The 26,529-nt window shown below is 73.4% G+C and carries 22 protein-coding genes; 11 read left to right on the top strand and 11 right to left on the bottom strand.

All coding sequences use genetic code 11. From position 1 onward, the window contains the following. Positions 1-42: 42 nt before the first annotated feature. The 5 genes from FB388_RS33835 to FB388_RS33815 all read left to right on the top strand — a co-directional run bounded on the left by FB388_RS33835 (position 43) and on the right by FB388_RS33815 (position 5,707). Positions 43-903, top strand: coding sequence for a patatin-like phospholipase family protein (locus FB388_RS33835; RefSeq protein ID WP_142106757.1), 861 nt, complete (start codon positions 43-45; stop codon positions 901-903). 30 nt (positions 904-933) lie between these two features. Then, positions 934-1,761 carry an aldo/keto reductase gene (locus FB388_RS33830; protein WP_142106756.1) on the top strand — a complete coding sequence of 276 codons (828 nt, stop codon included), beginning with the start codon at positions 934-936 and terminating at the stop codon, positions 1,759-1,761. Between the two features lie 49 nt (positions 1,762-1,810). Beyond that, complete coding sequence (locus FB388_RS33825) at positions 1,811-2,116, top strand: adhesin (protein WP_142106755.1); 306 nt, start codon at positions 1,811-1,813, stop codon at positions 2,114-2,116. A gap of 97 nt (positions 2,117-2,213) precedes the next feature. Continuing rightward, positions 2,214-4,670, top strand: coding sequence for a glycoside hydrolase family 2 protein (locus FB388_RS33820; protein ID WP_142106754.1), 2,457 nt, complete (start codon positions 2,214-2,216; stop codon positions 4,668-4,670). Between the two features lie 32 nt (positions 4,671-4,702). Further along, positions 4,703-5,707, top strand: a complete 1,005-nt coding sequence (locus FB388_RS33815) for an aldo/keto reductase family protein (protein WP_142106753.1) — start codon at positions 4,703-4,705, stop codon at positions 5,705-5,707. Positions 5,708-5,774: 67 nt separating this feature from the next. On the opposite strand, the gene FB388_RS33810 is transcribed toward FB388_RS33815, so the two are convergent. From FB388_RS33810 to FB388_RS33790, 5 genes are all read right to left on the bottom strand, one after another. Next, the gene (locus FB388_RS33810) at positions 5,775-7,412 is read right to left on the bottom strand and encodes an ABC-F family ATP-binding cassette domain-containing protein (protein WP_142106752.1); all 1,638 of its coding nucleotides are present in this window, start codon (positions 7,410-7,412) and stop codon (positions 5,775-5,777) included. Positions 7,413-7,665: 253 nt separating this feature from the next. Beyond that, entirely contained in the window at positions 7,666-8,748 is a 1,083-nt protein-coding gene (locus tag FB388_RS33805) for a spore photoproduct lyase family protein (protein WP_142106751.1), read from the bottom strand. Positions 8,749-8,787: 39 nt separating this feature from the next. Further along, a complete protein-coding gene (locus FB388_RS33800; protein ID WP_142106750.1) occupies positions 8,788-10,119 on the bottom strand; it encodes an MGH1-like glycoside hydrolase domain-containing protein in 1,332 nt (443 codons plus the stop codon). Beyond that, positions 10,112-10,918, bottom strand: coding sequence for a sugar phosphate isomerase/epimerase family protein (locus FB388_RS33795; RefSeq protein WP_142106749.1), 807 nt, complete (start codon positions 10,916-10,918; stop codon positions 10,112-10,114). The genes FB388_RS33800 and FB388_RS33795 overlap by 8 nt, the downstream gene beginning before the upstream one ends. Next, complete coding sequence (locus tag FB388_RS33790; RefSeq protein ID WP_142107693.1) at positions 10,915-12,018, bottom strand: zinc-dependent alcohol dehydrogenase; 1,104 nt, start codon at positions 12,016-12,018, stop codon at positions 10,915-10,917. Before FB388_RS33790 ends, FB388_RS33795 begins: the two co-directional genes overlap by 4 nt. Before the next feature lie 175 nt (positions 12,019-12,193). Here FB388_RS33790 and FB388_RS33785 point away from each other — a divergent pair, with 175 nt between their 5' ends. The 4 genes from FB388_RS33785 to FB388_RS33770 are packed head-to-tail and all read left to right on the top strand — an operon-like array spanning position 12,194 to position 16,671. Further along, positions 12,194-13,588, top strand: coding sequence for an ABC transporter substrate-binding protein (locus tag FB388_RS33785; RefSeq protein WP_142106748.1), 1,395 nt, complete (start codon positions 12,194-12,196; stop codon positions 13,586-13,588). Between the two features lie 13 nt (positions 13,589-13,601). After that, positions 13,602-14,594 (top strand): carbohydrate ABC transporter permease, encoded by a 993-nt coding sequence (locus FB388_RS33780; protein WP_211362415.1) that lies wholly within the window; start codon positions 13,602-13,604, stop codon positions 14,592-14,594. After that, on the top strand, positions 14,594-15,469 hold the full coding sequence (locus FB388_RS33775) for a carbohydrate ABC transporter permease (RefSeq protein WP_211362414.1): 876 nt from the start codon (positions 14,594-14,596) through the stop codon (positions 15,467-15,469). Before FB388_RS33780 ends, FB388_RS33775 begins: the two co-directional genes overlap by 1 nt. A 5-nt stretch (positions 15,470-15,474) precedes the next feature. After that, on the top strand, positions 15,475-16,671 hold the full coding sequence (locus FB388_RS33770) for an ROK family transcriptional regulator (RefSeq protein ID WP_246122673.1): 1,197 nt from the start codon (positions 15,475-15,477) through the stop codon (positions 16,669-16,671). Between the two features lie 102 nt (positions 16,672-16,773). Here the strand turns inward: FB388_RS33770 and FB388_RS33765 are convergent, their stop codons facing one another. Beyond that, positions 16,774-18,654: a glycogen debranching N-terminal domain-containing protein gene (locus tag FB388_RS33765; protein ID WP_142106747.1), complete on the bottom strand. Its 1,881-nt coding sequence runs from the start codon at positions 18,652-18,654 to the stop codon at positions 16,774-16,776. Positions 18,655-18,754: 100 nt separating this feature from the next. On the opposite strand from FB388_RS33765, the gene FB388_RS33760 reads away from it, so the two are divergent. Then, positions 18,755-19,471, top strand: coding sequence for a PIG-L deacetylase family protein (locus FB388_RS33760; protein WP_142106746.1), 717 nt, complete (start codon positions 18,755-18,757; stop codon positions 19,469-19,471). 11 nt (positions 19,472-19,482) lie between these two features. Then, on the top strand, positions 19,483-21,111 hold the full coding sequence (gene menD, locus FB388_RS33755) for a 2-succinyl-5-enolpyruvyl-6-hydroxy-3-cyclohexene-1-carboxylic-acid synthase (RefSeq protein WP_142106745.1): 1,629 nt from the start codon (positions 19,483-19,485) through the stop codon (positions 21,109-21,111). 26 nt (positions 21,112-21,137) lie between these two features. Here menD and FB388_RS33750 read toward each other — a convergent pair whose 3' ends face one another. Genes FB388_RS33750 through FB388_RS33730 form a run of 5 tightly spaced genes read right to left on the bottom strand, consistent with a single transcriptional unit; the run spans position 21,138 to position 26,482 of the window. Continuing rightward, the gene (locus tag FB388_RS33750) at positions 21,138-22,061 is read right to left on the bottom strand and encodes a PfkB family carbohydrate kinase (protein ID WP_142106744.1); all 924 of its coding nucleotides are present in this window, start codon (positions 22,059-22,061) and stop codon (positions 21,138-21,140) included. Next, entirely contained in the window at positions 22,058-23,497 is a 1,440-nt protein-coding gene (locus FB388_RS33745) for a purine-cytosine permease family protein (RefSeq protein ID WP_142106743.1), read from the bottom strand. Before FB388_RS33745 ends, FB388_RS33750 begins: the two co-directional genes overlap by 4 nt. Beyond that, positions 23,494-24,498 (bottom strand): ADP-ribosylglycohydrolase family protein, encoded by a 1,005-nt coding sequence (locus tag FB388_RS33740; RefSeq protein WP_142106742.1) that lies wholly within the window; start codon positions 24,496-24,498, stop codon positions 23,494-23,496. The genes FB388_RS33745 and FB388_RS33740 overlap by 4 nt, the downstream gene beginning before the upstream one ends. Next, entirely contained in the window at positions 24,495-25,202 is a 708-nt protein-coding gene (locus tag FB388_RS33735; protein ID WP_142106741.1) for a GntR family transcriptional regulator, read from the bottom strand. The genes FB388_RS33740 and FB388_RS33735 overlap by 4 nt, the downstream gene beginning before the upstream one ends. Before the next feature lie 35 nt (positions 25,203-25,237). Beyond that, positions 25,238-26,482 (bottom strand): isochorismate synthase, encoded by a 1,245-nt coding sequence (locus FB388_RS33730; RefSeq protein ID WP_246122672.1) that lies wholly within the window; start codon positions 26,480-26,482, stop codon positions 25,238-25,240. Positions 26,483-26,529 lie beyond the last annotated feature (47 nt).

Here is a 26,529-nt window from a genome sequence, read left to right as displayed (position 1 = left end):
CCTACTAGTAGGTATGGTCGTCCGTCAACTAGGGTTCGGGGAATGAGTCGGGCGCTCGTACTCGGAGGCGGTGGGATCACCGGGGTCGCCTGGGAGCTCGGGATGCTGTGCGGGCTCCGGGACCACGGCCTCGACCTCGCAGACACGGACCTGATCGTGGGCACGTCCGCGGGGGCGATCGTCGGGACGCAGCTCGCGACCGGCGTCGACCCGGAGGAGCGCTACGCCGCCCAGCTCGTGCCGCCGGACGGGGAGGCGGCCGCCGCGCTCGGTACGGGCGCGATGCTGCGGCTCGGCCTCGCCGCGATCGCCGGCGGCCGCGACCCCCAGCGCATGCGCGCCCGGATCGGCGGATTCGCGCTCCGCGCGCGCACCGGTCCTGCATCCGATCGGATCGCCGTGATCGGGCGGCGGCTCCCCGTGCACGAGTGGCCGCTGCGGGCCCTGCGGGTCACCGCGGTGGACGCCGAAACCGGTGAGTTCGTCGTGCTCGACCGCGACTCCGGTGTGCCCCTCGTGGAGGCGGTGGCGGCGAGCTGTGCCGTCCCCGGCGTCTGGGCGCCGGTGAGCACGGGCGGGCGCCACCTCGTCGACGGCGGGCTGCGCTCGCCGGCCAACGCCGACCTCGCCGCCGGGTACGACCAGGTGGTGGTCCTGGCCCCGATCGTGCGCGCGATCGGCCCGATGATCGGCGTCGGCGCGCAGGTCGCCGAGCTGCGCGCGCAAGGGGCGCGGGTGGCGCTCGTCAACCCCGACGCCGAGGCGCTGGCCGCGATCGGGCGCAACGTGCTGGACCCGGCACAGCGGGCCGCGGCGGCCCGCGCCGGGCGCAGGCAGGCGGCGGGCGTGACGGCCCAGGTCGCGGAGGCATGGAGACGTGTGGGTGACAAGGATCGCCGGTAGTGCCCCTGGCGCGCGGGGTAGACAGAACCCATGTCGCAGGTACCGAACATCCGCCTGAACAACGGCGTGCAGATCCCGCAGTTCGGGTTCGGCGTCTTCCAGATCGAACCGGCGAGGACGGCGGAGGTCGTGCGAACGGCCCTCGAGGCCGGCTACCGGCACATCGACACCGCTCAGGGCTATGGCAACGAGGAGGGCGTCGGGCAGGCGCTCCGGGAGTCCGGGCTGGCGCGCGACGAGGTCTTCGTCACCACCAAGCTCATCAACGACCGGCACGGCCACGACGAGGCCATCTCCGCGCTCGACGAGAGCCTGCAGAAGCTGGGCCTCGACCACGTCGACCTCTACCTGATCCACTGGCCGCGCCCGCGCGCAGACCGCTACGTCGAGACGTGGCGCGCGTTCGAGAAGATCCTCTCGGACGGCAAGGCCCGCTCCATCGGCGTGTCGAACTTCCAGGTGCCGCACCTGGAGCGGCTGGCGGCCGAGACCGGCACCGTGCCCGCCGTCAACCAGATCGAGCTGCACCCGTGGCTCGCGCAGCGCGAGCTGCAGGCCTACCACCGCGAGCACGGCATCGCGACGGAGGCGTGGAGCCCGATCGGCAAGGGCGGTGACCTGCTGGCGGACGAGCGGGTCGTCGCGCTCGCCGAGAAGTACGGCAGGAGCCCGGCGCAGATCGTGCTGCGCTGGCACATCCAGCAGGACAACATCGTCTTCCCGAAGTCGGTCACGCCTTCCCGGATCCGGGAGAACATCGACGTGTTCGACTTCGAGCTCAGCGCCGACGACATCGCCACGATCGACGAGCTCGACTCCGGCACCCGCCTCGGCCCGGACCCCGACACGTTCGGCTGACCGCGTCCCGGTCTGCGAGCCCGGCCGATCGCGCCTAGTGTGGCGCGGCATGTTGGCAATCACCAATACTGCGGCCGAAGCCATCAGGACCCTGACCACTGATGCGGAGCTGCCCGACGGGGGCGGCCTGCGCATCTCGGCCCCCGATCCAGAGCAGGGCCTCGAGCTGTCGCTGGCCGGCCGGCCGGACAACGAGGACGTCGTGCTGTCCGGGGACGGCGTGAGCGTCTTCCTCGAGCCGGTGGTCGCCCAGGTGCTCGACGACAAGGTGCTGGACGTGCAGCCCGTTGCCGGCCCCGACGGTGGGCAGGAGCTGCGCTTCGCGATCGGCGTGCAGGATCGACCAGAGGCCTGACCGATACCGACCCAACCCGTGGGCGGCCCCGCGAGAGCGGGGTCGCCCACGGTCGTGTTCGGAGCCCGTGGACAGGTGAACCGGTAAAGTTCGCCGGGTGACGCTCGAGGTCGCCGCCCCGCTCCGACAGGTCCCGCTCACGAGCGAGGCCGGTATCGCCTGGTCCGTGCAGGGAGGAGCCGGATCCCACCCGGCCACCGTCCCGGGCGAGGTGCACACCGACCTGATGGCCGCATGCGTGATCCCCGACGTCCTCGACGGCGACAACGAGGGCGCCTGCGCCTGGATCGGGCGCACCGACTGGACCTACCGCGCCCGGTTCACCTGGGAGCCCGACGGCGGCGCCCGGCAGGAGCTGGTGGCCGAGGGCCTGGACACGCTCGCCACCGTCATCCTCAACGGCATCGAGCTGGGCCGCACCGCCAACCAGCACCGCACGTACCGCTTCGACATCACCCCGGTGCTCGCGGCCGGGGAGAACGAGCTCGTCGTCGCGTTCGCCGCGCCCGTCGACGGCGCCGAGCGGCTCTCGGCCGAGCTCGGCCCGCGCCCCCACGTCAACCACCACCCGTACAACGCCATCCGCAAGATGGCGAGCAACTACGGCTGGGACTGGGGACCCGACGTCGCGACCGTCGGCATCTGGCGCCCGATCCGCATCGAGTCCTGGAGCGACGTGCGGATCGCCTCCGTGCGCCCGCTCGCCACCGTCGACGGCGATCGGGGCGTTCTGGAGGCGCACGTCGAGCTGGCGTGGGCCGGTGCGTCGGCCGACGCCACGGTCGCGGTTCGGGTAGGTGACGCGAGAGCCGGTGCAACCGTCGCGATCGGGGAGACGTCGGTGCTGGTCACAGCCGTGGTCGAGGACGTGGACCTGTGGTGGCCGCGTGGGCACGGCGACCAGCCGCTCTACCCCGTCACGGTGGAGGTGAGCACCGCGGGCGGCGTGGTGCACGCGTGGCACGGGCGGGTCGGCTTCCGCACCGTGACGCTCGACGTCGCGCCCGACGAGCACGGGGAACCGTTCACCATCGCCGTGAACGGCGAGCCGGTGTACCTCCGGGGAGCCAACTGGATCCCGGACGACGCGTTCGTCACCCGCCTCACCCCGCAGACGTACCGGCGCAGCATCGGCGACGCCGTCGACGCCGGCATGAACCTGCTGCGGGTGTGGGGCGGCGGGATCTACGAGAGCGAGCACTTCTACCGCACCTGCGACGAGCTCGGCGTGCTCGTCTGGCAGGACTTCCTGTTCGCGTGCGCCGCGTACGCGGAGGAGGAACCGCTGCGGGGTGAGGTCGAGGCGGAGGCGCGCGAGGCCGTCACGCGGCTGTCGCAGCACGCGAGCCTCGCGCTCTGGAACGGCTGCAACGAGAACATCTGGGGGTTCGTCGAGTGGGGCTGGCGGCGCCCGCTCGCCGGCCGCACCTGGGGTGCGGGCTACTACCTCGAGCTGCTGCCGTCGATCGTCGCGGAGCTGGACCCGCGCACGCCGTACTCGCCCGGGAGCCCGTACTCGTTCAGCCCGTTCATCCATCCCAACGACGCGCGCAGCGGCACCATGCACCTCTGGGACGTGTGGAACCAGGTCGACTACGCGACCTACCGCGACCACGCGCCCCGGTTCGCGGCCGAGTTCGGCTTCCAGGGCCCGCCCGCCTGGTCCACGTTGACGTCCGTGGTCCACGACGAGCCCATCGACCCGTACGGCCCGCAGATGCTCGTGCACCAGAAGGCCGCCGACGGCAACCTCAAGCTGGAACGCGGCCTCGGCGACCACCTGCCGCGGTGGCGCGACATCGACGAGTGGCACTGGATCACCCAGCTCAACCAGGCCCGGGCCGTCGGGTACGGGATCGAGCACTTCCGCAGCCTGTTCCCGCGCAACACCGGGGCCGTCGTCTGGCAGCTGAACGACAATTGGCCGGTGATCTCCTGGGCCGCCGTCGACGGCCACGGCATCCGCAAGCCGCTCTGGTACGTGCTGCGGCGGGTGTACGCCGACACGCTCGTCACCGTGCAGCCGCGGGACGGGGTGCCCGTGCTGGTGGTGCACAACGACTCGCCGCGGGAGTGGTCGCAGCGGCTCACCGTTGCCAGGCGGCGCACCGGTGGCGGGTGCGCGGTGCTCGCGAGCGAGACCGTGCCCGTCAGGGTCGGCGCCCGCGGCGCGGTCACCGTCGACCTGCCTGCGGCGTTGGTCACGCCGGACGAGCCGGAGGCGGAGTTCCTGCAGGTCGGCACCGACGCGTACTGGTACTTCACGGAGGACACCGCCCTCCGGCTGGTGCTCACGGCCGATGCGGTCTCCGTGTCGACCGAGCGCACGCCGGCCGGGTACACCGTGCGCGTCACGGCGGACGCCCTGGTCAAGGACCTGTGCCTGTTCCCCGACCGGCTGGAGTCCGCCGCGCGCGTCGACTCCGGCATGGTCACGCTCGCTGCGGGGCAGAGCCACACGTTCGTCGTGATGAGTGGCGAGCTGGACACGGCAGCCCTCGGCACGGCCCCGGTGCTGCGCGCCGCCAACGACCTGACCCGTCCACTCATCTGACAAGTGCCGCCCGGCGGGACTACTGTTCGGGCGTGGAACACCGCTACCTCGGCCGATCCGGCCTGAAGATCTCCGAGATCACCTACGGCAACTGGATCACCCACGGCTCGCAGGTGGAGAACGACGCCGCCATCGCGTGCGTGCGCGCCGCCCTCGACGCCGGGATCACCACCTTCGACACCGCCGACGCCTACGCGAACGGCGCAGCCGAGACCGTGCTCGGCGAGGCGCTGAAGGGCGAGCGGCGCGCCTCGCTGGAGATCCTCACCAAGGTCTACTGGCCGACCGGCCCGAAGGGCCCGAACGACTCCGGCCTCTCGCGCAAGCACATCAAGGAGTCGATCGACGGGAGCCTGCGCCGGTTGCAGACCGACTACGTCGACCTCTACCAGGCCCACCGCTACGACGTCGAGACGCCGCTCGAGGAGACGATGCAGGCGTTCGCCGACGTCGTCCGCTCGGGCAAGGCGCTCTACATCGGCGTGAGCGAGTGGACCGCGGAGCAGCTGCGCGACGGCCAGGCCCTCGCGAAGGAGCTCGGCTTCTCGCTCGTGTCCAACCAGCCGCAGTACTCGATGCTGTGGCGGGTGATCGAGAGCGAGGTCGTGCCTGCCTCAGAGGAGCTGGGCATCAGCCAGATCGTCTTCTCCCCGATCGCGCAGGGCGTGCTCACCGGGAAGTACCAGCCCGGCGCCGCGCCCCCGCCCGGCTCGCGGGCCACCGACGAGAAGGGCGGCGCCCAGTTCATCCAGCGATGGATGGACGACGACACCCTCACCCGCGTGCAGGCGCTGGCGCCGATCGCGTCCGACCTCGGCCTCAGCATGGCCCAGCTCGCCGTGGCGTGGGTGCTGCAGAACGACAACGTCGCCGCCGCGATCATCGGCGCTAGCCGTCCCGAGCAGGTCACCGACAACGTCCGTGCCAGCGGCGTGCGCCTGGAGCCCGACGTCCTGAAGCGGATCGACGAGGCGCTGGGCGACAAGGTGGAGCGGGACCCGGCGAAGACGCAGTCGCCGGCGAGCCGTCCCAGCTGAGGCCGTTCCGAATGACAGCAAGGTGGCTTTACTGACGCCGGACGTCAGCAAAGCCACCTTGCTGACATCAGGCCTCCTTCAGGCGGCCTGACTCCACCTGCCACCTGCGCGTGGTGCGGACCGTGTCCAGCATCCGGCGGTCGTGGGTGACCAGCAGGACCGTACCCGGGAACGAGTCGAGGGCCTGTTCCAGCTGCTCGATCGCCGGCAGGTCGAGGTGGTTGGTCGGCTCGTCGAGCACGAGCAGGTTCACCTCGCGGGCCTGCAGCAGGGCCAGCGCGGCGCGGGTGCGCTCACCGGGCGAGAGTGACGCGGCCGGGCGCGGCACGTGCTCGGACGTCAGCCCGAACTTCGCCAGCAGCGTGCGGACGTCCGACTCGGCCCAGTCGGGTACCGCGTTGCCGAACGCGCGTACCAGCGGTTCGGGGCCGAGGAACAGGCCGCGCGCCTGGTCGATCTCGCCGACCCGCACCCCCGAGCCGAGGCCCGCGCTGCCCTCGTCCACGGGGATGCGCCCGAGCAGCGCGCCCAGCAGCGTGGACTTGCCGGAGCCGTTGGCACCGGTGATCACGATGCGGTCGGCCCAGTCGACCTGCGCGTCGATCGGGCCCAGCACGAACGACCCACGCCGGACGACGGCGCCCGACATCGAGGCCACCACCGTGCCGGAGCGCGGGGCGGCCGCGATCGTCATGCGCAGCTCCCACTCCTTGCGGGGCTCCTCGACCGCGTCGAGCCGCTCGATCATCCGCTGCGTCTGCCGTGCCTTCGAGGCCTGCTTCTCACTGGCCTCGGCGCGCGTCTTTCGGCCGATCTTGTCGTTGTCCGTCGACTTGCGGCGAGCGTTGCGCACGCCCTGGGCCATCCAGTTGCGCTGCATCTGCGCGCGGTCCTTGAGCCCGGAGAGCTTGTCGTCGTACACCTCGTACGCCTCCCGGGCGTGCCGGCGCGCCACCTCGCGCTCGACGAGGTAGCTGTCGTAGCCGCCGTCGTACACGCCGACCTGCTGCTGCGCGAGGTCCAGCTCGACGACCCTGGTCACGGTGCGGGCGAGGAACTCGCGGTCGTGGCTGACGATCACGGCGGGCGAGCGCAGCCCCCGCACGAACCGTTCGAGGCGCTCCAGGCCGTCGAGGTCGAGGTCGTTGGTCGGCTCGTCGAGCAGCAGCACGTCGTAGCGCGACAGGAGCAGCGCGGCGAGCCCGGCGCGAGCGGCCTGTCCGCCCGACAGCGCGGTCATCTCCGCGTCGAGATCCACGCCTAGCCCGACCTCGGCCGCGACCTCCCCGGCGCGCTCGTCGAGGTCGGCGCCACCGAGGGCGAGCCAGCGGTCCAGCGCGGCGGCGTAGGTGTCGTCGGCGCCCGGGGCGCCGGTGCCGAGCGCCTCGGCGGCCGCGTCCATGGCGGCCTGCGCCGCGGCGACGCCCGTGCGCCGTGCGACGAAGGCGGCCACCGTCTCGCCCGGTCGCCGCTCCGGCTCCTGGGGCAGGTGCCCGACCGTCGCGTCGGGCGGGCTGATGACGATCTTGCCGTCCTCCGGGTCCTGTTCCCCCGCGAGCAGCCGCAGGAGCGTGGACTTGCCCGCGCCGTTGGCGCCGACGAGCCCGACGACGTCACCGGGGGCGACGATCAGGTCGAGACCGGAGAACAGGACGCGGGCACCGTGCCCGGTGGCGAGCCCGGTGGCTTGGATCGTGGCGCTCATGTCGATGGAGACGCTACTGCCCGCCGCGAGCGCCTTTCGGCGGCGGTGGGAGCGACGTGACGTCGGGGGCATGATCGCTCGGCCGAGTGCTGCGGCGCGCGAGGAGGGCGGCGCCACTCCGCACATCGGGTGTGGACTTCACACAGGGCGGGCCGTGTGCGAAGTCCCGACGAGTTGTGCGAAGTCATCTGGCCCGGCCGCTCCCGCTGATCGTCTCAGCGTTCCTGCCTGCTCCGGCGTCGGGCGTGGCGGCTCAGAACGCGTACCGCACCCGCAGCCACGGCGCGTGGGTGGCGATGAGGTCCTGCAGCACCTGCACGCCCTCGCGCTTGCGGTCGTTGCGGTAGCGCACGTTCCACATCCCGCTCTGAGAGCGCTTGGCCTGCTGCAGCTCGGGGCGCCAGAGCACGTCCTCGGCCTTGGGGTGCCACCCGAGGTTGACCTCGTGCAGGTCGCGGTTGTGCGTCAGCATGATGATCTCGGTCGCCGCCTGCTGCTTGAACGCGTCGCCCAGCTCGTCGTCGAGACGGGTGAGCAGCTGTGCCCAGTCCCGCTCCCAGCCGTCGCGCAGCACGACCGGGGAGAAGTTGAGGTGCACCTCGTAGCCCGCCTCGACGAAGTCGTCGATGGCCGCGATGCGCTCGCCGATGCTGCTGGTGCGGATGTCGAGCAGCTTGGAGTCGTTCTCCGGCATCAGCGAGAAGCGGATGCGGGTGCGGCCCTGCGGGTCGTAGCCGAGCAGGTCGCGGTTGACGAACTTCGTGGCGAAGCTCGCCTTGGCCGCGGGCAGCTCGCGGAAGGTGGCCACGAGGTCGGCCACGTTGTCGCTGACCAGGGCGTCCACGGAGCAGTCGCTGTTCTCCCCGATGTCGTAGACCCATGCGTGGGGGTCCACCTGGTCGGGCTCCGGCTTCACGCCCTGCCGCGACACGTGGCCGCGCAGGTACTTGGTGATCTTGTCGATGTTGGTGAACACCGTGATCGGGTTGGCGTAGCCCTTGCGGCGCGGCACGTAGCAGTAGGCGCAGGCCATGGCGCAGCCGTTGGACGTCGACGGCGCGATGAAGTCGCTGGACCGCCCGTTGGGCCGCGCCGAGAGCGACTTCTTGACGCCCAGCACGAGCGTCTCGGTCTTGACCCGGACCCACCGGTCGACGTTCCCGGCGTTGCCGTGGAGCTCGGGGATCTGCCAGTGCGACGGCACCTCGACGATCTCGGCGTCGGGGAAGCGCGCGAGCACCTGTCGGCCCCGCTCGGAGTCGAGTGCCGCGGGTTCGGCGTAGATGGAGCGGACCTGGAGGAGGCGGGCGGTGGCGGTGGTGGACGGCAGCGTCACAACCGCTTCAACGGTTGTTCACAGCCGAAGATTCCGCCGTCAGCTCGGCGTACCCGTCAGTGGTCGGGGCGCCGGGGCCGGGGTGGTCGCCGTCGCGAGCAGGTCCAGCGTCAGCGCCGCCGACCAGCTGAAGTCCGCGACCCCCCGCCCGGCGCCGGTGCCCGGGTCGAAGTACTCGCGGAAGCCCTCCTGCCGCACCGCGTTCAGCATCGCCGTCCGCAGTGTGGCCGCCTCGGCGTGCCGGCTGTGGCGCTCCAGGCCGCGCAGGACGAGCCAGCTGGTGTTGATCCACGCCGGGCCGCGCCAGTAGCGGGTGGTGTCGAACGCGGGACCGGTGAGGTCGTAGCTGGGTAGCGGGACGCGGTCGTTCAGTGCGAACCGCGGGCCCGTCATCCCGGCCACCAGCGCGTCGACGACCTCGGCGGGCAGGTCGAGCACCAGCGGCACCAGGCCACCGACGCAGTGCTCCTCGACGCGCACGCCGTGGCGATCGAGCGCGAAGAAGTGCCCGGCGGCGGGGTCGTAGCAGTGGTCGAGGAGGGCGTCGCGAATGGCGGCCGCGCGCTCGCGGTGCCGCTGCGACGGCTTGCCGATGATGCGGGCGATCTCGGCGAGCGCTTCCTCCGACCACGCCAGCAGGGCGTTGAACAGCGGGTCGACCGCGACGAAGAGGTGCGCGTCCGGCTCGTCGCGGTAGCCGTGTTCGCGGTACGCGTCGACGATCGCGATGTAGCGGGCGTAGTCCGCGGCGGTGGGCCGCTCGGTGGCGTCGACGTGGTCGAGGTCGCGGCGCTGGTGCCCGGCCAGCACCTCGACGCCCGCGGTGACGCGGGCCAGCTCGGCGTCCCAGGCCGGCGAGTTGTCCTGCCCGGACTCCCAGGGGTGGACGATCGTCACGAGCCCACCGCGCGAGCCGTCGGAACGCTCGCGCAGCAGGTAGTCGTGCTGGGCGACGAGGCCGGGGTACACGTGCCGCAGGAATCGCCTGCCGAGGGTCGGCGAGGCGCGGTGGACCTTGAGCGCGGCCACCGCGTGCACCGGCGGCTGCACGATGCCGGACGTCTCGACGGCCGGGGCGCCGGGGACGTCGCGCGAGCGCCAGAAGTCGGGGCCGGGGAAGTAGGCGTCGCGCGCGACCGCGGGGTTGAACACGATCTGCGGCACCCGCCCGTCGGCCCACTGCGCGGCCAGCAGCGACTCCAGCTCGCGGCGTCCGCGCCCGGGCGAGGCGTGCGCCCAGCCGATCGCGATGAACGCGGAGTCCCAGCTCCACTGGTGCGGGTAGAGCCGGCGCGACGGCACGGTGTGCCTGCCCTCCCAGTTCCCGCGCAGTACGGCCATCGCCGCGCGGCGCAGGTCCCCGTCACGCACCGCCGGCCCCTGCGGCGCGCAGGGTGGCCGCGGCCTTGGGCAGCGCCTGCTCGGCGGGTCCGGACAGCCGGCACTCGGCGGCCAGGTCGCCGGTGTAGCCGGCGTTCGCGAGCGCGGCGAGGAACGCCGTCCAGTCCAGGTGCCCGGCGCCCGGCTCGAGGCGGTTGGAGTCCGACACCTGCACGTGGTGCAGGCGGTGTGCGGCCGCCACCAGCGCGCCCTGGACGTCGGCCTCCTCGATGTTCATGTGGTACGAGTCGGCGACCACGCCCACGCTGTCGAAACCCGTCGCCTCGGCGAGCTCGACGGCCTGCTCGAGGCGGTTGACCATGTGGTCCTCGTAGCGGTTGAGCGGTTCGAGGAGGATCCGCACCCCCTCGCGCTGCGCGTGCTCGCCGAGGGCGCCGAGGGCGTCGAGCAGCACGGCCCGGTCGCCCGCCTCGTCGCGAGGGGGCTCGAACGGGGGCAGCCGCCGCGAGAACATCCCGTACGCCGCGGGCGTCATCGCCGCGGTGCCGCCGAGCTCGGCGATCACCGACAGCATCGTGCGCATGTTCTCGCGCGCGTCCTGCCTGCGCTCGGCGTCGAAGTCGCCGATGAAGTGGAGCATCTCAACGCAGACCGTCGGCATCACGACGCCGTCGCGGCGGGCGCGGTGCAGCTCGGGAAGTCGCTCGCGGATCCGGTGCCCGCCCTGGCCGCGCAGCTCGATGCCGTCGTAGCCGAACGCCTGGGCGGCGTCCCACTTCTCCTGCAACGTGTCGCCGGGCAGCAGCTGCTCCTGGCAGGTCAGCCTCATGAGGCGCTCCGGAGGTCGATTGCGGGTTCGGGGCGGAAGTCGAGGACGACCTGCAGCGCCGCCGCGGGGTCGGTGTCGAGCAGGGCGTACGCGTTGGCGGCGAGCGGGGCCGGCACGACGTGGCTGACCAGCGGCAGCACGTCGAGGCGGCCCGCGGCGACCAGCTCGATGACGGTGCGGTGCAGCCGTTCGGGGCTCCAGCGCTCGGCCATCCCCGCCGGTGCCGAGGAGATCTGGGAGGAGACGATCTGCACGCGGTTGTGGTGGAACTCCTCGCCGAGGCGCAGCCCGACCCCGTCGCCCTGGTAGAAGCCGGCGGCGACGACCCGGCCACCGGCCGCGCAGCCGCGCACGGCCTCGTGCAGGGCGCGGTAGGAGCCGCTGATCTCGATGCAGACGTCCGCGCCCCGGCCGCCGGTGAGCTCCTTGATCCGCCCGCCGACGTCCTCGGTCACCGGGTCGAGCACGTGCGCGGCACCGAACGCGGCGGCCTGCTTCCGGCGGCCGTCGATCCCGTCCACGGCGACGACCTCGGCGCCGCTGGCCACGGTGAGCTGGGTGGCGAGCAGGCCCAGCACGCCCTGGCCGAACACGGCGACGGTCTCGCCGATGTGCACGTCGGCGGCGAGCACCGCGTTGAGCGCGACGGCGCCGACCCGGGCGAACGTGCCGCCGAGCGGGTCGAGCCCTGCGGGGAGCACGCGGCCCTCGACCTTCTCGACCGGCAGCACGACCTCGCCGGTGTGGCTCCACAGGCCCCACACGGCGACGCCGAGCAGGGCGTCGTCGACGCCTGCCCCCAGCTCGACCACCTCGCCGACCTCGCTGTAGCCCCACGCCGTGTTCGGGTAGGCGCTCGCGGCGGCCTCGTCCACGAACAGCCTGCGGGCGGGATCCCACCGCCGGTCCAGGTGCGGGTTGGTGCCCCGGTAGAGCGTGAGCTCGGTGCCTGCGGAGATCCCGGAGTAGAGGGTGCGGATGCGCACGTGGCCGGGTGGCACGGGGGCTCGTGGCGCGCGCAGCACCTCCACCCGCTGGGGCCCGGTGAGCGTCACCACGAGCGGGTCTCCGTCAGCGGGCTCCTCTTCGGCGACATCCATGCAGGTGACCTCGGTTCTACGCGTCATGCTCGACGTTTATGACGCTAGCAGCACGCGTATTAAGACTGAGTCTCAGGCAAAAAAAGACACGGCCAGCGGTTGTGGATCACGCGGTCGAGCGAGTTCACTGGCGGCGCGCTGGAAGCGCAACGTCGCGCCGATGGGGGAGCAGGACATGAGAACCGTGATCCGTCGTGTCGGGATCGCCGTCGGGCTCGTCGCCGCCATGGCGATCTCCGCCTGCGGGGGCGGAGGAGGTGAGGGGGGCGGTGCTGCCGACGAGATCACCGTCTGGACCGCCGACACGCTGCCCGACCGCGTGGCCGCCACCCAGGCGATCATCGACCGGTTCACCCAGCAGACCGGGATTCGCGTCAAGCTGGTCGGGGTCGAGGAGGACCAGTTCAACCAGACCCTCACGGCCTCGGCCGCGGCCGGTGACCTGCCCGACGTGGTCGGCTCGGTCCCGCTGTCGGCGGTGAACACGCTCGCGGCGAACGACCTGACGAACAGCGACGCCAACCAGGCGGTGATCGACGCCCTCGGCGCGAACACGTGGAACCAGTCGGCGCTGACGCTGACGCGCGAGGGTGACCGGCAGCTGTCGGTGCCGAGCGAGGCGTGGTCGCAGCTGCTGTACTACCGGCGGGACCTGTTCCAGGCGGCCGGCCTGCCCGCCCCGACGACCTACGACGCCATCCTGAACGCAGCGCGGACCCTCGACACCCCGGAGCGCGCCGGCTTCGTCGGCGCCACGGCTCCGGGCGACGCGTTCACGGAGCAGACGTTCGAGCACATCGCACTGGCCAACGGCTGCGAGATGGTGAACGAGGCGGGCGAGATCACGATCGACAGCCCGCAGTGCGTCGGGGCGTTCGAGTTCTACCGCCAGCTGATCATGGACTACTCGGTGCCGGGCACGCAGGACGTCGACACGGTGCGGGCCGGCTACTTCGCAGGCCAGGCCGCGATGGCGGTCTGGTCGACGTTCCTGCTCGACGAGCTCGCCGGGCTGCGCGACGACGCCATGCCCAGCTGCCCGGAGTGCACGGCAGACCCCCGGTTCCTGGCCGAGAACACGGGGATCGTGGCCGCGCTGCAGGGGCCGGCAGGTACCCAGCCCGCCCAGTTCGGCGAGGTGATCTCCTGGGCGATCACGTCGGAGGCCACCGCCGAGCCCTCCCAGCGGTTCGTCCAGTTCATGATGAGCGACGGCTACGTCGACTGGCTGGCGTTCGCGCCGGAGGGCAAGTTCCCCGCGCGGTCGGGTAGCTCGCCCGGCGCCACCGACTTCGTCGACAGGTGGGAGTCGCTCCCGATCGGTGTGGACCGCAAGGCGCCGATGACCGAGATCTACCCGCAGGACGTGCTCGCCGCGCTGCAGACCGGTCCCGACAAGTTCTCCCGGTGGGCCTACCCGCAGGGGCAGGGCGAGCTGATGGGTGCCTCGCTCGGTGAGCAGCCCGTTCCCGCAGCCGTGGCCGCGGTGACGAGCGGCGGCACGGACGCCCAGGGCGCCGCGAAGCAGGCGGCCGACACCCTGCGCACGATCCAGGACGGCCTCCGATGACGGGCCTCGCGCCGTGAGCACCGATACCGGGGTACGCCCGCCGGGAACCGCCCAGCCGAAGGAGCGAAGCGCTCGCCGCACGCTTGCCGCCGCCGACGCGCGCGCGGGCATCGCGCTGATCTCCCCGACGCTGGTGATCGTCCTCGCGATGGTGGTCGTCCCGATCGTCTGGACGGTGCTGCTGGCGTTCCAGCGGCTGCGCCTGCTGAACCTGCGCAGCTCCGGCCTGTTCGGCCAGTTCACGCTGAACAACTTCGACAACGTGTTCACCGCGCCCACGTTCTGGAGTGCGCTGGCCACCACCCTCACGTACTCCGTGCTGGGTACGGCGGGAGCGATCGGGCTCGGTCTCGTGGCCGCGCTCGCGCTGCGGCGGCCCTTCCGCGGCCGCGGGCTCGTGCGCGCGGTGATGCTGCTGCCGTACGTGGCGCCGATCGTGGCGGCGACGTTCGCCTGGTCCACGATGCTCAACCCGCAGTTCGGCGTCGTGAACCACTGGGGAACGCGGCTACTGGGCTGGGACGAGCCGATCGCGTTCCTCTCGCAGCGCAGCAGTGACGTCTCGCTCTTCGGGCTGACGATCGGGGTGCCGACGGCGCTGCTCACGGTGATCGCCTTCGAGGCGTGGCGGTCGTTCCCGTTCGCGTTCCTGTTCCTGACGGCGCGGTTGCAGGCGGTGCCGGGCACGCTGGAGGAGGCAGCCACCGTCGACGGCGCGACCCTCACCCAGCGCTTCCGCTACGTCGTGCTCCCGCAGCTGCTGCCCACGATCGCCGTGCTCGCCGTGCTGCGGTTCATCTGGACGTTCAACAGCTTCGACGACATCTACCTGCTCACCGGCGGCGGCGCCGGCACCGAGGTGGTGGCGGTCTCGGTGTTCAACGCCCTCACCGCCCGCGGGGACATCGGCGGGGCGGCGGCGCAGGCGCTCGTGCTCGCCGCGATCCTCGCCGCCCTCATCGGCCTCTACATGTGGCGGCTGGCGCCGCGCGAGGAGCGCTCGTGATGGCGACCATGAACCGCGACACCGTCGAGACCCGCGTCTTCGGGGTCCTGCGGATCGTGACGATCGCCCTGCTGCTGATCATCACGATCTTCCCGTTCTACTACATGGGCCTGCTGTCGCTGCGGCCGCTGGACCGGGTGCTGCAGGACCCGGGGGCGCTGTGGCTGCCGCCGTCGGAGGTGAACCTCGACAGCTTCGGCAGCGTGGTCGCCCCGCCGAGCGCGGGTGGGCAGGGCTTCCTGAACTTCATGGCCAACAGCGCGCTCGTCGCCTTCGGCACCGTGGCGCTCACCCTGCTGGTCGCGCTGCCCGGGGCCTACGCCGTGAGCCGCCTGCAGTTCTTCGGTCGCCGGCAGGTCAGCGTGCTGTTCCTGGCCGTGTACCTGTTCCCGCCGATCCTGCTCGCCGTCCCGCTCTTCGTGTTCTTCACCCGGATCGGGCTGCGGGGCACGCTCGTCGGGCTGCTGATCGTGTACGTCTCGCAGGTCGTCGCGGTGTCGATCTACATGCTGCGCAACTACTTCGACACCGTTCCCGTGAGCCTCGAGGAGGCGGCCGCGATCGACGGGTGCTCGCGGCTCGGCGTCATGCGGCGGATCAGCCTGCCGCTCGCCATGCCGGCGATCATCGCGAACGCCCTGTTCATCTTCATGATCGCATGGAACGAGTTCCTGTTCGCGCTGCTCTTCCTCATCGAGCAGCGCGACCGCTGGACGGTGTCGCTCGGCCTGTCGCAACTCGCCGGCAGCATCGAGATCCCGACCACCGTCCTGATGGCGGGATCGGTCATCGTGACCATCCCGATCATCGTCGTGTTCTTCGCGAGCGAGAGACTGCTCACCGAAGGCCTCACAGCGGGGGCCGAGAAGGGCTGAGGCACGTGTCGGTGATCGACCACGAGCGGGTCGCTGCCGGCAACCCGGTGTCGGCGGGGCGGCTGCTGCTGCTCGTCCGGCGGGGGATCGCGGCCACCCGCCGGGACCTGATCCGGGTCACCGGGCTGTCCCGGTCCACCGTCACGCAGCGGGTGGACGCCCTGCTCGGCGCGGGCCTGCTGCGCGAGTCGGCCGGTGAGGCCGAGGGCCGCGGCCGCCCGGCCGGGGCACTCTCGTTCGACGAGGGCTTCGGCCACGTCCTCGTCGCAGGGGTGCACCGCGACCGGGTCGAGCTCACCGCGGTCGACCTCGGCGGGCGGGAGCTGTACCGGCGCTCGTTCGACATGCCCGTCGCGGCCGGCCCCGACCCCGTGCTCGGCGCGGTCGAGACCGAGCTGGGCCGCCTCGTCGCCGACTCGGGGATCGACCCGGCCCGCACCGTGGCGCTCGGGGTCGGCGTGCCCGGCCCCGTCGACGTCGCCGTCGGGCGGGTCATGCAGCCGCCCGTGATGCCCGGCTGGCACGACTACCCGGTGCGCGACCGGCTCGCCGCGCGACTCGGCGTGCCGGTGTTCGTCGAGAACGACGCCAACCTCATGGCACTCGGCGAGCAGCGCGCGAACTGGCCGGGCGTGCCGTCGCTGCTCCTGGTGACCGTCGGCAGCGGCATCGGCGCCGGGATCGTCATCGACGGGCGGCTCTACCGCGGCATCGACGGCGGGGCTGGCGACATCGGGCACATCCGCATGTACGGCCACGACGAGCGGTGCGCGTGCGGCGCGGTCGGCTGCCTGGCCGCCGTGGCGTCCGGCGACGCGCTCGCCCGCAGGCTCGCCGCGCTCGGCAAGGACGTCACCAGCGCCGTCGACGTCCGGCGGCTCGTGCAGGAGGGCGACCCGGACGCCATCGCCGCCGTCCGCACGGCCGGGCAGCTCGCCGGCGAGGTGATGACCACCGTCGTCTCGGTGCTCAACCCGGAGGTCCTCGTGCTGGCGGGCGAGATGGCCCAGACCAACGAGTACTTCGTCACGGGCATGCGGGAGCTGATCTACCAGCGCTCCCTGCCCCGGGCCACCCGCCGCCTCCGCGTGGTGAGCACGACGCTCGGCGACCGCGCCTCGGTGGTGGGGATGACCGAGCTTGCGGTCGACGAGGTCTTCGCCCCGGACGCCGTCGACGCCCGCCTGGGCAACCACCGCTGACCCCGACTCGCCCGCACCCACACCGCGACTCGCGGGACGTGGGCTCCGCCCCGTCCGCGAGTCGCGGTTTCCGTGTACGCGAGTCGCGGTCTGAGTGCAGGGCTACTGCGGGGTCGCCCAGGCGGGGACGACGCCGGCGTCCAGGTAGGACACCACCGCGACCGCGCCTGCCGCGGCCCAGGCCTGCGGGCGGCAGGCCGTGGGGTAGCTGACCGCCTCGCCGTCGATCTCGGCGTAGAGCTCGGGGAGCCGGTCGGCGAAGTCACCTGCGGCGGCGACCAGGCCCTCGCCCAGTGAGCGGGCGACGTCGTGCCGGCCGATCCCGGCGAGGCCGAGCACGGCGATGGCCGTGTCGTGGGGCCAGACGGAGCCGCGGTGGTAGGTCAGGGGGTCGTAGGCGCCGTTGGTGCTCGACAGGGTGCGCAGGCCGCAGCCGCCGTCGAGGTCGGGTCGGGCGAGCCGGTCGGCGACGAGCTGGGCCTCGTCCGGGTCGAGGATCCCGGTGGTCAGCAGGTGGGCCATGTTGGACGCCGGTCCGGTGACCGCGCGGCCGTGCCCGTCGAGCGCGATCGCGGGGTAGCGGCCGTCCGGGTCGTCGATCCAGTAGGTCGCGCGGAACAGGGCGGCGAGGCGGTCGGCCCACTGCTGCCACTCGTCCGCTCCTGGACGGTCGAACGCCGCGAGCAGCGCGGCCCCTCCGCGGGCTGCCGCGTACGCGTAGCCCTGCACCTCGCACAGCGCGAGCGGCTGGGCGGCGATCGTCCCGTCGGCCCAGCGGACGGCGCCGGGCGAGTCCTTCCACCCCTGGTTGGCCAGCCCGCTGCCGGACGAGCGGCGGTAGCTGAGGAACCCGTAGTCGCCCGCGGTGCGCTTGATCCAGCCGAGCGCGGCCTCCAGGTGCGGGACGAGCGCGGCCACCTCGTCGTCCGGCAGGCCTGCGCGCCACGCGTCGTGCAGCAGGCAGCACCACAGCGGGGTGGCGTCGACCGTGCCGTAGTAGCTCGGCGGCAGGTCGAGCCCGCCGGCCTTCAGCCCGTTCGGCCGGAACTCGTGGATGATCTTGCCGGGCTCCTCCTCGCCGCGCGGGTTGCTCACCCGGCCCTGGCGCCGCGCCAGCACGCGCAGGGTTCCGGCGGCGAGGTCGGTGGACAGCGGCAGCACCATCCGCGCCGTCCACAGCGAGTCGCGCCCGAAGAGGGTGCAGAACCAGGGGCTGCCGGCCGCGGCGAACCGGTCGTCCGGGTCGATCGGGTCGGCGAGCAGCAGGCCCCCGAGGTCGGCGAGGCTCTGGCGCAGCAGGCCGGCGCGAGGTCCGGCCGCCGCACGCTCGTCCGGCCGCCATTCGAGCGGGGCGGCCGGGCGGAAGTCCTCCGGCCCGGCGGGCGACGGCGCGAGGACGACGTGCAGGGTCCAGCGTGCGCCCGGCACGAGACGCAGCGGCCAGCCCAGTACGGCGTCGGGGCCGTCGGCGCCGATCTCGTCCGGGGCGGGTGTCGTGGCGAGCGAGGCGGCCACGTCGCCCCGGGACCAGCGGATCTCGCCGCCGTGAACCGTGGGCGGCACCTCGGCGAGCGGTACGCCGGACTTGACCACCGGGGTGGCCGACAGGTCGCTGCGGGCGCGCAGGACGAGCCGCAGGTCGACGGGGCTGCTCCCGGAGTTGTGCAGGGTGATCTCCTCGACCGCGGTGCGGTCGGCGATCCGGCGCTCTCGGCGCACCCGCACGCCGGGCAGCTCGCCCTCGAACCACGCGCGGCAGGCCCCGTCGAGGCCGGCCGCTGCGAACCGCAGGTCGACGCCGTCGACGTCGATCTCCAGGCGGCTGCAGTAGCGCGTGTCGCCCACGTAGAAGCCCTGTGCGCCCTCCGGACGGACCTGGCCGTCTGGATCGGAGAGCAGCTCCGCGGGTGCGGCGAGCACCGTGAGGAGGTGGTCGAGGGTGGTCTCGCCGGGCCGGTCGGTGGCCGGGCGTGTGGCGGTCATGTGATGGAACTCCTGGTCCGGGCACGCGTCGTGCCCCCCTCAGCTGGGTCGACGCTACGCCCCGGCCCCGCTGACGCATCCGGGAGGGCAGGATCGCCCCATGTCCGATCATTTCCAGCCCTTCCCGGAGGAGTTCGAGCGCGGACTCGCCGTCGTGGCCCATCCGGACGACCTCGAATACGGCGGTGCGGCCGCCATCGCACGCTGGACGGCGCAGGGCCGCCACATCGCCTACCTGCTCGTCACCCGCGGAGAGGCCGGGATCGACACGCTCCCGCCCGCGGAGTGCGGGCCGCTGCGGGAGGCCGAGCAGCGGGCGGCCGCCGCGGAGGTCGGCGTCGACGTCGTGGAGTTCCTGGATCACCCGGACGGGTTGGTCACCTACGACGTGCCGCTGCGCCGCGACATCGCGGCAGCGATCCGCCGGCACCGCCCGGACGTCGTGATCACGGTCAACCACCACGACACGTTCCCGGGCGGGCACTTCAACATGGCCGACCACCGCACGGTCGGCCTGGCCACCCTCGACGCCGTGCGCGACGCGGCCAACCGCTGGCTCTTCCCCGAGGTCGGCGAGCCGTGGAGCGGCGTGCGCCAGGCGCTGGTGCTGGCCTCGCCGCTCGCCGGGCACGCCGTCGACGTCGAGGAGCACTTCGAGCGTGGGGTGGCGTCGCTGCGGGCGCACAAGGCCTACCTCGAGGCGCTCGGCGGGCCGATGGCCGACCCGGAGCAGTTCCTGCGCGAGGCCGCAGAGGACGCCGCCGCCCGGTTCCCCGGTTCCCGCCTCGCCACGGCCTTCCAGGTCATCCCGACATAGGCTCTCCTCCCGTGAACCCGTCGACGACCCACGCGCGGCTGGTCGTCGACGAGCTGGTCCGGTGCGGCGTCACCGACGCGGTGCTGTGCCCCGGATCGCGCAACGCGCCCCTGTCGTTCGCTCTGCACGCCGCGGACGCCGCCGGCCGGTTGCGGCTGCACGTCCGGATCGACGAGCGCACGGCAGGCTTCCTCGCGCTCGGGCTCGCGCTGCGGTCGGGGCGTCCGGTGCCGGTCTGCACGACGTCCGGCACGGCCGTGGCGAACCTGCACCCAGCGGTGCTGGAGGCCTCGTACGCGGGCGTTCCGCTGCTGGTGCTGAGCTCCGACCGGCCGCCTGACGTGATCGGCACCGGCGCCAGCCAGACGATCGAGCAGGCCGGACTGTTCGGTGGCACGGTGCGGCTGGCCGTCAACGCCGGGATCGGCGGCGATCCCGCGCGCAGCCGCTCGTTCGTCGACCGGCTCGTCGCAGCCGCGACGGGTGCCTCCGGTGGGCCGCCCGGCCCCGCGCACCTGAACCTGCCCTTCGCCGAGCCGCTGGTGCCCGACGAGCCGGGGGAGGCCCCGGCGGGCCGTCCCGACGGTGAGCCGCGCACGCGGGTGGTTCCCGCCGCCCGGCAGGTCGGGCCGTTGCCGCTGGACCCGGCGGCCCCCACGCTCGTCATCGCCGGTCACGGCGCCCCGGAGGACCTGCTCGACCTGCCGGTGCCGGTGGTGGCCGAACCCGCGTCCGCGGCCTGGCCCGCCGGGGTGCGCACCGGACCGTGGCTCCTCGGGGCCTCGCCTGCGTTGCGGCCCGCCCAGGTGGTGGTGGCGGGCCGGCCCACGCTGCACCGCTCGGTCCAGCGGCTACTGGCCGACCCGGACGTCACCGTCCACGCGCTCGCCGACCCACGAGGCATGCCGTGGACGGACGTCGCAGGCAGCGTCCGCGCCATCGGGAGCCTGCCGCGGCTGCACCCCGGCCGCTCGTGGACGGACCGGTGGCGCGCCGCGGACGCCGCCGCGGCGGAGGCCCTCGACAAGGCCCTCGACGACCCCGCCGCCCCCGGGGGCCTGCGCCTCGCCCGTGAGCTGGTGGCCGCGCTGCCGTCCGGCGCGCAGCTGGTGCTCGGCTCGTCCAACCCGGTGCGCGACGTCGCGCTGGCCGCGGCGCCGCGTCCGGACCTCACGGTGCTCGCGAACCGAGGCGTCGCGGGCATCGACGGGACCGTGTCCACGGCGATCGGCGCCGCGCTCGCCCACGAGGGCCCGGCCTACGCGCTGATCGGCGACCTCACGCTCCTGCACGACACCACCGGCCTCGTCCTCGGTCCCGACGAGCCGCGCCCCGACCTCACGATCGTCGTCCTCAACGACGGAGGCGGCGGGATCTTCGGGCTCCTCGAACAGGGCGACCCGGCGCACGCCGCCGCGTTCGAGCGGGTCTTCGGCACGCCGCACGACGTCGACCTGGCCGCCCTGTGCGCGGCCACCGGCACCGGCCACGTACCGGCCGACCTACCGGACCTCGCAGGCGCGCTCGTCCCGGCGCCCGGGCTACGGGTCGTCGAGGTGCGCGCCGATCGCCGCGAGCTGCGGGAAGGGCACGCGAAGCTCCGCGCGGCCGTCGACGCGGTCCTGGCGGAGGTCTTCTGAGCCTGCCGGGTGGCTCGGTCGCAGGTTCAGGAGGTCGTCGCCAGGAGCAGGTCCACCTCTTCGCGGGTGGGTGCGGTGGCGGGCCCGGGACGCGTCACGGCGAGGGCGGCCGCCGCGTTCGCGCGGGTCGCGGCGCCGACGAGGTCCGCCCCGCGCAACAGCTCGGCGGCGAGCACACCGCAGTGCGCGTCGCCCGCCCCCGTGGTGTCGACGACCTCGACCGGGATGCCGGGGACGTGCGTCCTGGTGCCGTCGCGGGTGACGAGGCACCCCGCCGCGCCGTCGCGCACGATCACGGCCGCCGACGGGGGAAGGCGCCTGGCGAGCTTCGCCGAGGCCGCCCAGCCGTCGGTCTCGCCGGTGAGGATGCGTGCCTCGCGGGCGTTCGCGGAGAGGATCGACGTGCGTTCCAGCAGGCGGGTCCATGCGGTGGGGTCGATCTCCCCGACGAGCGGCCCTGGGTCGACCAGCACCGTCGGGTCGTCGAGGGTGGTGAGCCGGTCGAGCAGGACGGCCGCCTTGTCCGGGACGAGCAGGCTGTAGCCGCTCACGTACACCACGTCGGCGGCGGTGACCGGTACGGCCGCGAGCGCCGCGGCGTCGACGGTCGACTCGGCCCCGCTGCCCGTCACGAACGTGCGCTCGCCGGTGCCGTCCACGAGCACGACGCAGATCCCGGTGTCCGATCCCGGGGTGGGCGGGAGCGCTGCCGTGATGCCCTCGGCGGCCATGGCGGCGCGCGCGAGGTCGCCGAACCGGCCGCCGCCGTGCCCGCCCGCGTACACGACCTCGGCCCCGGCCCGCGCGGCCGCGGCCATGACGTTGAACCCGCCGCCGGGCTGCAGGTCGGTGTGCGAGGCGAACACGTCCCCGCCGACCGGCGGCAGCCCCTTCACCCGCATCACCAGGTCGAGGATCACCTGCCCGGTGTGGATCAGCCGACCGGTCATCGCCGGGCCCCGCCCAGCCCGCCGTAGATCCCTGCTGCCACGACGAAGGTGACCACCCAGCCGAGCCCGTTCTCCCCGAACCAGCTCCCGGCGAGCGGTCCGCTGAACCACGGCGCGTCCGACGGGCCCGCGGTGACGAAGAGGTAGCCGGCCACGATCGCGGCGGCCCATGCCGTGACGGCCCGCCACTCGACACCGCCGCGGTACCAGTACGCGCTGGTCCGGCGCACGTCCATCAGCGCGACCGGGTCGTAGTGCTCGCGGCGGAGCATGTCGGTGGCGAACACGCCGACCCAGGCCGTGATCGGTACGGCGAGGAGGCTGATGAACGCGATGAAGGGGCCGTAGAAGTCGTCGGCGACGAGGATGAAGTAGATCGCCCCGACGAACGTCACCACCACGTCGACGACCACGGCGTACACGCGCGGCATCCGCAGGCCGAGCGTCAGGGTGGTGAGCCCTGCGGAGTAGACGGACAGGTGGTTGGACAGCAGCAGCCCGCCGAACGCCGCCACCAGGTACGGCACCGCCATCCAGGTCGGCAGCATGGCGCGGATGGCGGCCACCGGGTCGCCCGCGTCGGCCAGCGACGGGTCGCCCGCGGCGAGCATGCTTCCCAGCGAGATGAGGAGCACCAGCGGGATGCCCGCCCCCGCGGCCGCCGAGAGCACCAGGGAGCCCGCCTTCACGCCGGGTGCCTGGTAGCGCGAGACGTCGGCCGACGCGTTCGCCCACCCGATGCCGGTGCCGGCCGCGATGATGCCGACGCCCGCGATCATCGTGCCGACGGGCGCGGGGGTGGCCGCGCCGACGGCCGCCCAGTCGACGGTGGCGACGAGGAACGCGCCGACCACGATGTTGAGCGCGCCGAACACCCAGGTCGCCCAGCGCTGCACGGACACCAGCACGGCGTGCCCCAGCCCGGACACGACCACCGTGAGCAGCACGAACACCGTGATGCACGCGACGGTCAGCCAGGGGTGGTCGGTGGCGGCCGGGCTGGCGCCGAACAGGATCGTGCACAGCGAGAGCAGCGCGAACGCCGCCGTCGTCGTGTTGACCGTCTCCCAGCCCAGCCGGGAGATCAGCGAGACGGCGGTGGGGCCGATGTTGCCGCGCGCCCCGAACACGGCCCGCGACAGCGTGAGGCCGGGGGCGCCGCCGCGGCGGCCTGCGATCGACACCGCCCCGACGATCGCGAACGAGCCGACCGAGCCGATGGCCGCGACGACCACCGCTTGCCACACGGTGAGCCCCAGCGCGACGAGGGTGGCGCCCAGCGGCAGGCCGAGGATCGAGATGTTGGCGGCGAACCACACCCAGAACAACTGGGCCGGGCGCCCGTGACGCTCGTCGGCAGGCACCGGCTCGATGCCGCGCGTCTCGAGCGCGGCTTCGACCTTCCCGGTGCTGGGACCTTCGCTGGTGGTGGTCATGTCGAGCTCCCGTGCCGGAGTCGGAGCAGCCCGTCGGCGACGGGTGCCGGATCGAGGCCGTTGACCCGCAGGACCGTGTCGAGCAGGTCCGCGGGCAGCCCGCCCACGCCGTGGTGCGCGCCGAGCACGGCGCCGCAGATCGCGGCGACCGTGTCGGTGTCGCCGCCGATCTCGGCCGCGAGGGTGAGCGCTTCGAGGGGGGCGTCGCCGAGCGCCTCGGCGAGCGCGAACGCGGCCACCACCGACTCCTGCGCCGCCACGGACGTGCCGATCACGTCCGCGACGGCGTCGGCGAGGTCGGCGCGGTCCCGGCCGCGTACGAAGCCGCGGGCCCACCGGATGCGGGCGGCGATGTCGCCGCCCGCGGCCCAGTGGCCGCGCCGGGCGCCTGCGGCCGCGGCGTGCTCGGCGGCGTCGAGCGCGCTGCTCAGGCTCTCGCCCGCGACGCCTGCGGAGACGGCCGCGGCCACCGCGGCGGCCGCGGCGATCCCGATGGAGGAGTTGTGGGTCACCCGGCTGGCCTGCACGACGGCGTCGAGCAGCGCGTCCTGGTCCGTCACCGGCACGGCGACCCCCACGGGCGCCACCCGCATCGCGGCCCCGTTGGTGGTGCCGTCGCGACCGGCCTCGTCCGGTGCCTCGCCCGCCCGCAGGCGCTGGATCGCGCGTTTGGTCGAGGGGCCGAGCAGGTCCGCCGAGCCACGGCGGACCATGTCGGCCTCCCACCGCTCCAGCGCGTCCGCGAACGCGGTCGCGTCGACGCGGCCGGCCCCGTCGATCAGCAGCCCGGCGAGCAGCAGCGCCTGCTCCGTGTCGTCGGTGACCGAGCCCGCCGGCATCCCCGGCGCGATCGGCTGGTCGGGGGCGGCGTCGAGCAGCGTGGTCACGCGCCCGTACCGCGAGGTGATCCACTCCCGCGACATCGACTGCGTGGGCATGCCCAGCGCGTCGCCGAGGGCGAGTCCGGCGAGCGCGCCGATCGCCCGGTCCCGCTCGCTCATCGATCCCCGAACGTCAGGTGGAACCGGAACCGCGCCGGGTCCAGCAGGCTCTCGACGTGCTCGACGAGGGTTCCGTCGCTGGTCAGCGTGGTGCGGGTCGAGTGGAGGAACAGCTCACCGGTGCCGCGTTCGAGCAGGGCGGCGGCCTCCTCGTCGAGGGGGACGGTCGAGATCCACTGCTCGCCGTTCGTGCCGCTCAGCCCGGCCGCCCGCAGCGTCGCCGTGATCGAGCCGTCGACGAGGCCGCGCACGGGCAGGTCGGCGAGCGCGCCGGTGGCCGGAACCGCGGACGTCTCCAGGGAGACCGGGCCGGCCGCCGTCCGGCGCAGCCGCCGGATGGTGACGAGCGGGCCGTGGCGGTCGACGAGATCCGCGGCCCCGCCCCGCTCGATGCCGAGCAGCTCCACGGTGACGTCCGACCCGGCGTCGGCGAGGGCGCGGGCCCAGCCGACGCTCTGGTCGAGAGCCACGCCGTCGAACGTGACGAACGAGCCGACGCCGGTCTCGGTGGCGATCAGGTTGCGGCGCTGCAGCTCGGACAGTGCGCTGCGGACGGTGCCGCGGCTGACCTGGTAGCTCGCCGCCAGCTGGTTCTCACCAGGCAGCCGCTCGCCGCGGGCCAGCCGGCCGGAGCGGATCCGCTCGGTCAGGTCCTCGACCAACCGGGACCGCTTGCTGAACCCCACCTGTCCAGTCATGTACATACATGTAGGCCATGAGGGGCGGGTTTGTCCAGCGGTCAGTCCTGGCCGGAGTCCTCCAGCGCGTCGCGGACCGCGACCATCTTCGCCGCGGCCTCCCGCACCTCGGTGTCCGGATCGGAGTCGGCGACGATCCCGCAGCCCGCGAAGAGGCGGGCGATCGGCCCGTCCAGCTGGGCGCAGCGCAGTGCGATGCCCAGCTCGCCGTCGCCGTTGCCGTCCATCCAGCCGACGGGGCCCGCGTAGCGGCCCCGGTCCATGCCCTCCAGCTCCGCGATGAGGGCGAGTGCGGCGTCGCGCGGGGTGCCGCCGACCGCGGCCGTGGGGTGCACGGCGGCTGCGAGCTGGAGCAGGGAGGCGGGCGCCTGCCGGTGGAGCGTGCCGTGGACGTCGCTGGCCAGGTGCGAGACGTTCCGCAGAGCGATCACCGACGGCGTGTCCGGGACCGACAGCGAGGCGCACAGCGGGCGGAGCGAGTCGGCGAGCGAGTCGACGGCGAGCGCGTGCTCGTGCCGGTCCTTGACCGAGCCGAGCAGCTGCCCGGGCAGGTCGTCGCACTCGCCCGGCCAGATGGTGCCGGCGAGCACGCGCGACGAGACCGTGCCCTCGGCGCGGCGCACCAGCAGCTCGGGGGTGGCGCCGACGAGCCCGTCGACCGAGTAGGACCAGCACGTGGGGTAGCGGCGGGCCAGGCCGGCGAGCAGGAACCGCGGGTCGAGCGGGGCGTCGCTCACCGCAACGAGGTCGTGGGCGAGCGCGGCCTTGTCCAGCTCGCCCGCCCGCATCCGGCGGACGGCCTCCGCCACCGCCTTCCGGTAGCCGGCCACGGGCAGCAGCCCGTCGGCGAACCGCAGGTTGCCCGTCGGCCGGACGGGGGTGACGGCCCGCATGGCGGACGGGCCGTCGGCGTGGGAGAACTCGGTGATCCACGCCACGCCGTCCCGCCGTCCCACGAGCACGCGCGGGACGACCAGCACGGAGCCGGGCGAGGAGTCGGCGAACGTGAAGCTGGCGAACGCGACTGGGCCGGTGCCCGGCTGGTCGACCTCGTCGCTCACGTGCAGGCCCGCGGCGAAGGAGCGCCACCACGAGTCGGCCTCCGCGAACCGGTTCTCACCGGTGACGGTGAGCCGGGCGACCTCGCCCCAGCCGACGAGCCCGTCGGATCCGCGCACCCATGACAGCGGGTTGCGGTCGTCGGGAAGCAGCTCGAGTAGGCCGCCCGGGTCGCCGACGAGCCTGGTTCGCACGCCCAACCCGGTCGGTAGTGGGGCGATCGTCACGAATCCGAGAGTAGGAGGCCGTTCGCGTTCGTGTGCGCGCGACCCGG

The organism is Pseudonocardia cypriaca, assembly GCF_006717045.1.
Lineage (GTDB): Bacteria > Actinomycetota > Actinomycetes > Mycobacteriales > Pseudonocardiaceae > Pseudonocardia > Pseudonocardia cypriaca.
This window is presented reverse-complemented; position numbering and strand designations above follow the sequence as displayed.

Coding starts and splice junctions, on each gene's coding strand:
- FB388_RS33835 (WP_142106757.1), top strand. CDS start 43: ATGAGTCGGGCGCTCGTACTCGGAGGCGGTGGGATCACCGGGGTCGCC.
- FB388_RS33830 (WP_142106756.1), top strand. CDS start 934: ATGTCGCAGGTACCGAACATCCGCCTGAACAACGGCGTGCAGATCCCG.
- FB388_RS33825 (WP_142106755.1), top strand. CDS start 1,811: ATGTTGGCAATCACCAATACTGCGGCCGAAGCCATCAGGACCCTGACC.
- FB388_RS33810 (WP_142106752.1), bottom strand. CDS start 7,412: ATGAGCGCCACGATCCAAGCCACCGGGCTCGCCACCGGGCACGGTGCC.
- FB388_RS33795 (WP_142106749.1), bottom strand. CDS start 10,918: ATGAGGCTGACCTGCCAGGAGCAGCTGCTGCCCGGCGACACGTTGCAG.
- FB388_RS33790 (WP_142107693.1), bottom strand. CDS start 12,018: ATGGATGTCGCCGAAGAGGAGCCCGCTGACGGAGACCCGCTCGTGGTG.
- FB388_RS33785 (WP_142106748.1), top strand. CDS start 12,194: ATGAGAACCGTGATCCGTCGTGTCGGGATCGCCGTCGGGCTCGTCGCC.
- FB388_RS33775 (WP_211362414.1), top strand. CDS start 14,594: ATGGCGACCATGAACCGCGACACCGTCGAGACCCGCGTCTTCGGGGTC.
- FB388_RS33765 (WP_142106747.1), bottom strand. CDS start 18,654: ATGACCGCCACACGCCCGGCCACCGACCGGCCCGGCGAGACCACCCTC.
- FB388_RS33760 (WP_142106746.1), top strand. CDS start 18,755: ATGTCCGATCATTTCCAGCCCTTCCCGGAGGAGTTCGAGCGCGGACTC.
- FB388_RS33750 (WP_142106744.1), bottom strand. CDS start 22,061: ATGACCGGTCGGCTGATCCACACCGGGCAGGTGATCCTCGACCTGGTG.
- FB388_RS33745 (WP_142106743.1), bottom strand. CDS start 23,497: ATGACCACCACCAGCGAAGGTCCCAGCACCGGGAAGGTCGAAGCCGCG.
- FB388_RS33740 (WP_142106742.1), bottom strand. CDS start 24,498: ATGAGCGAGCGGGACCGGGCGATCGGCGCGCTCGCCGGACTCGCCCTC.
- FB388_RS33735 (WP_142106741.1), bottom strand. CDS start 25,202: ATGTACATGACTGGACAGGTGGGGTTCAGCAAGCGGTCCCGGTTGGTC.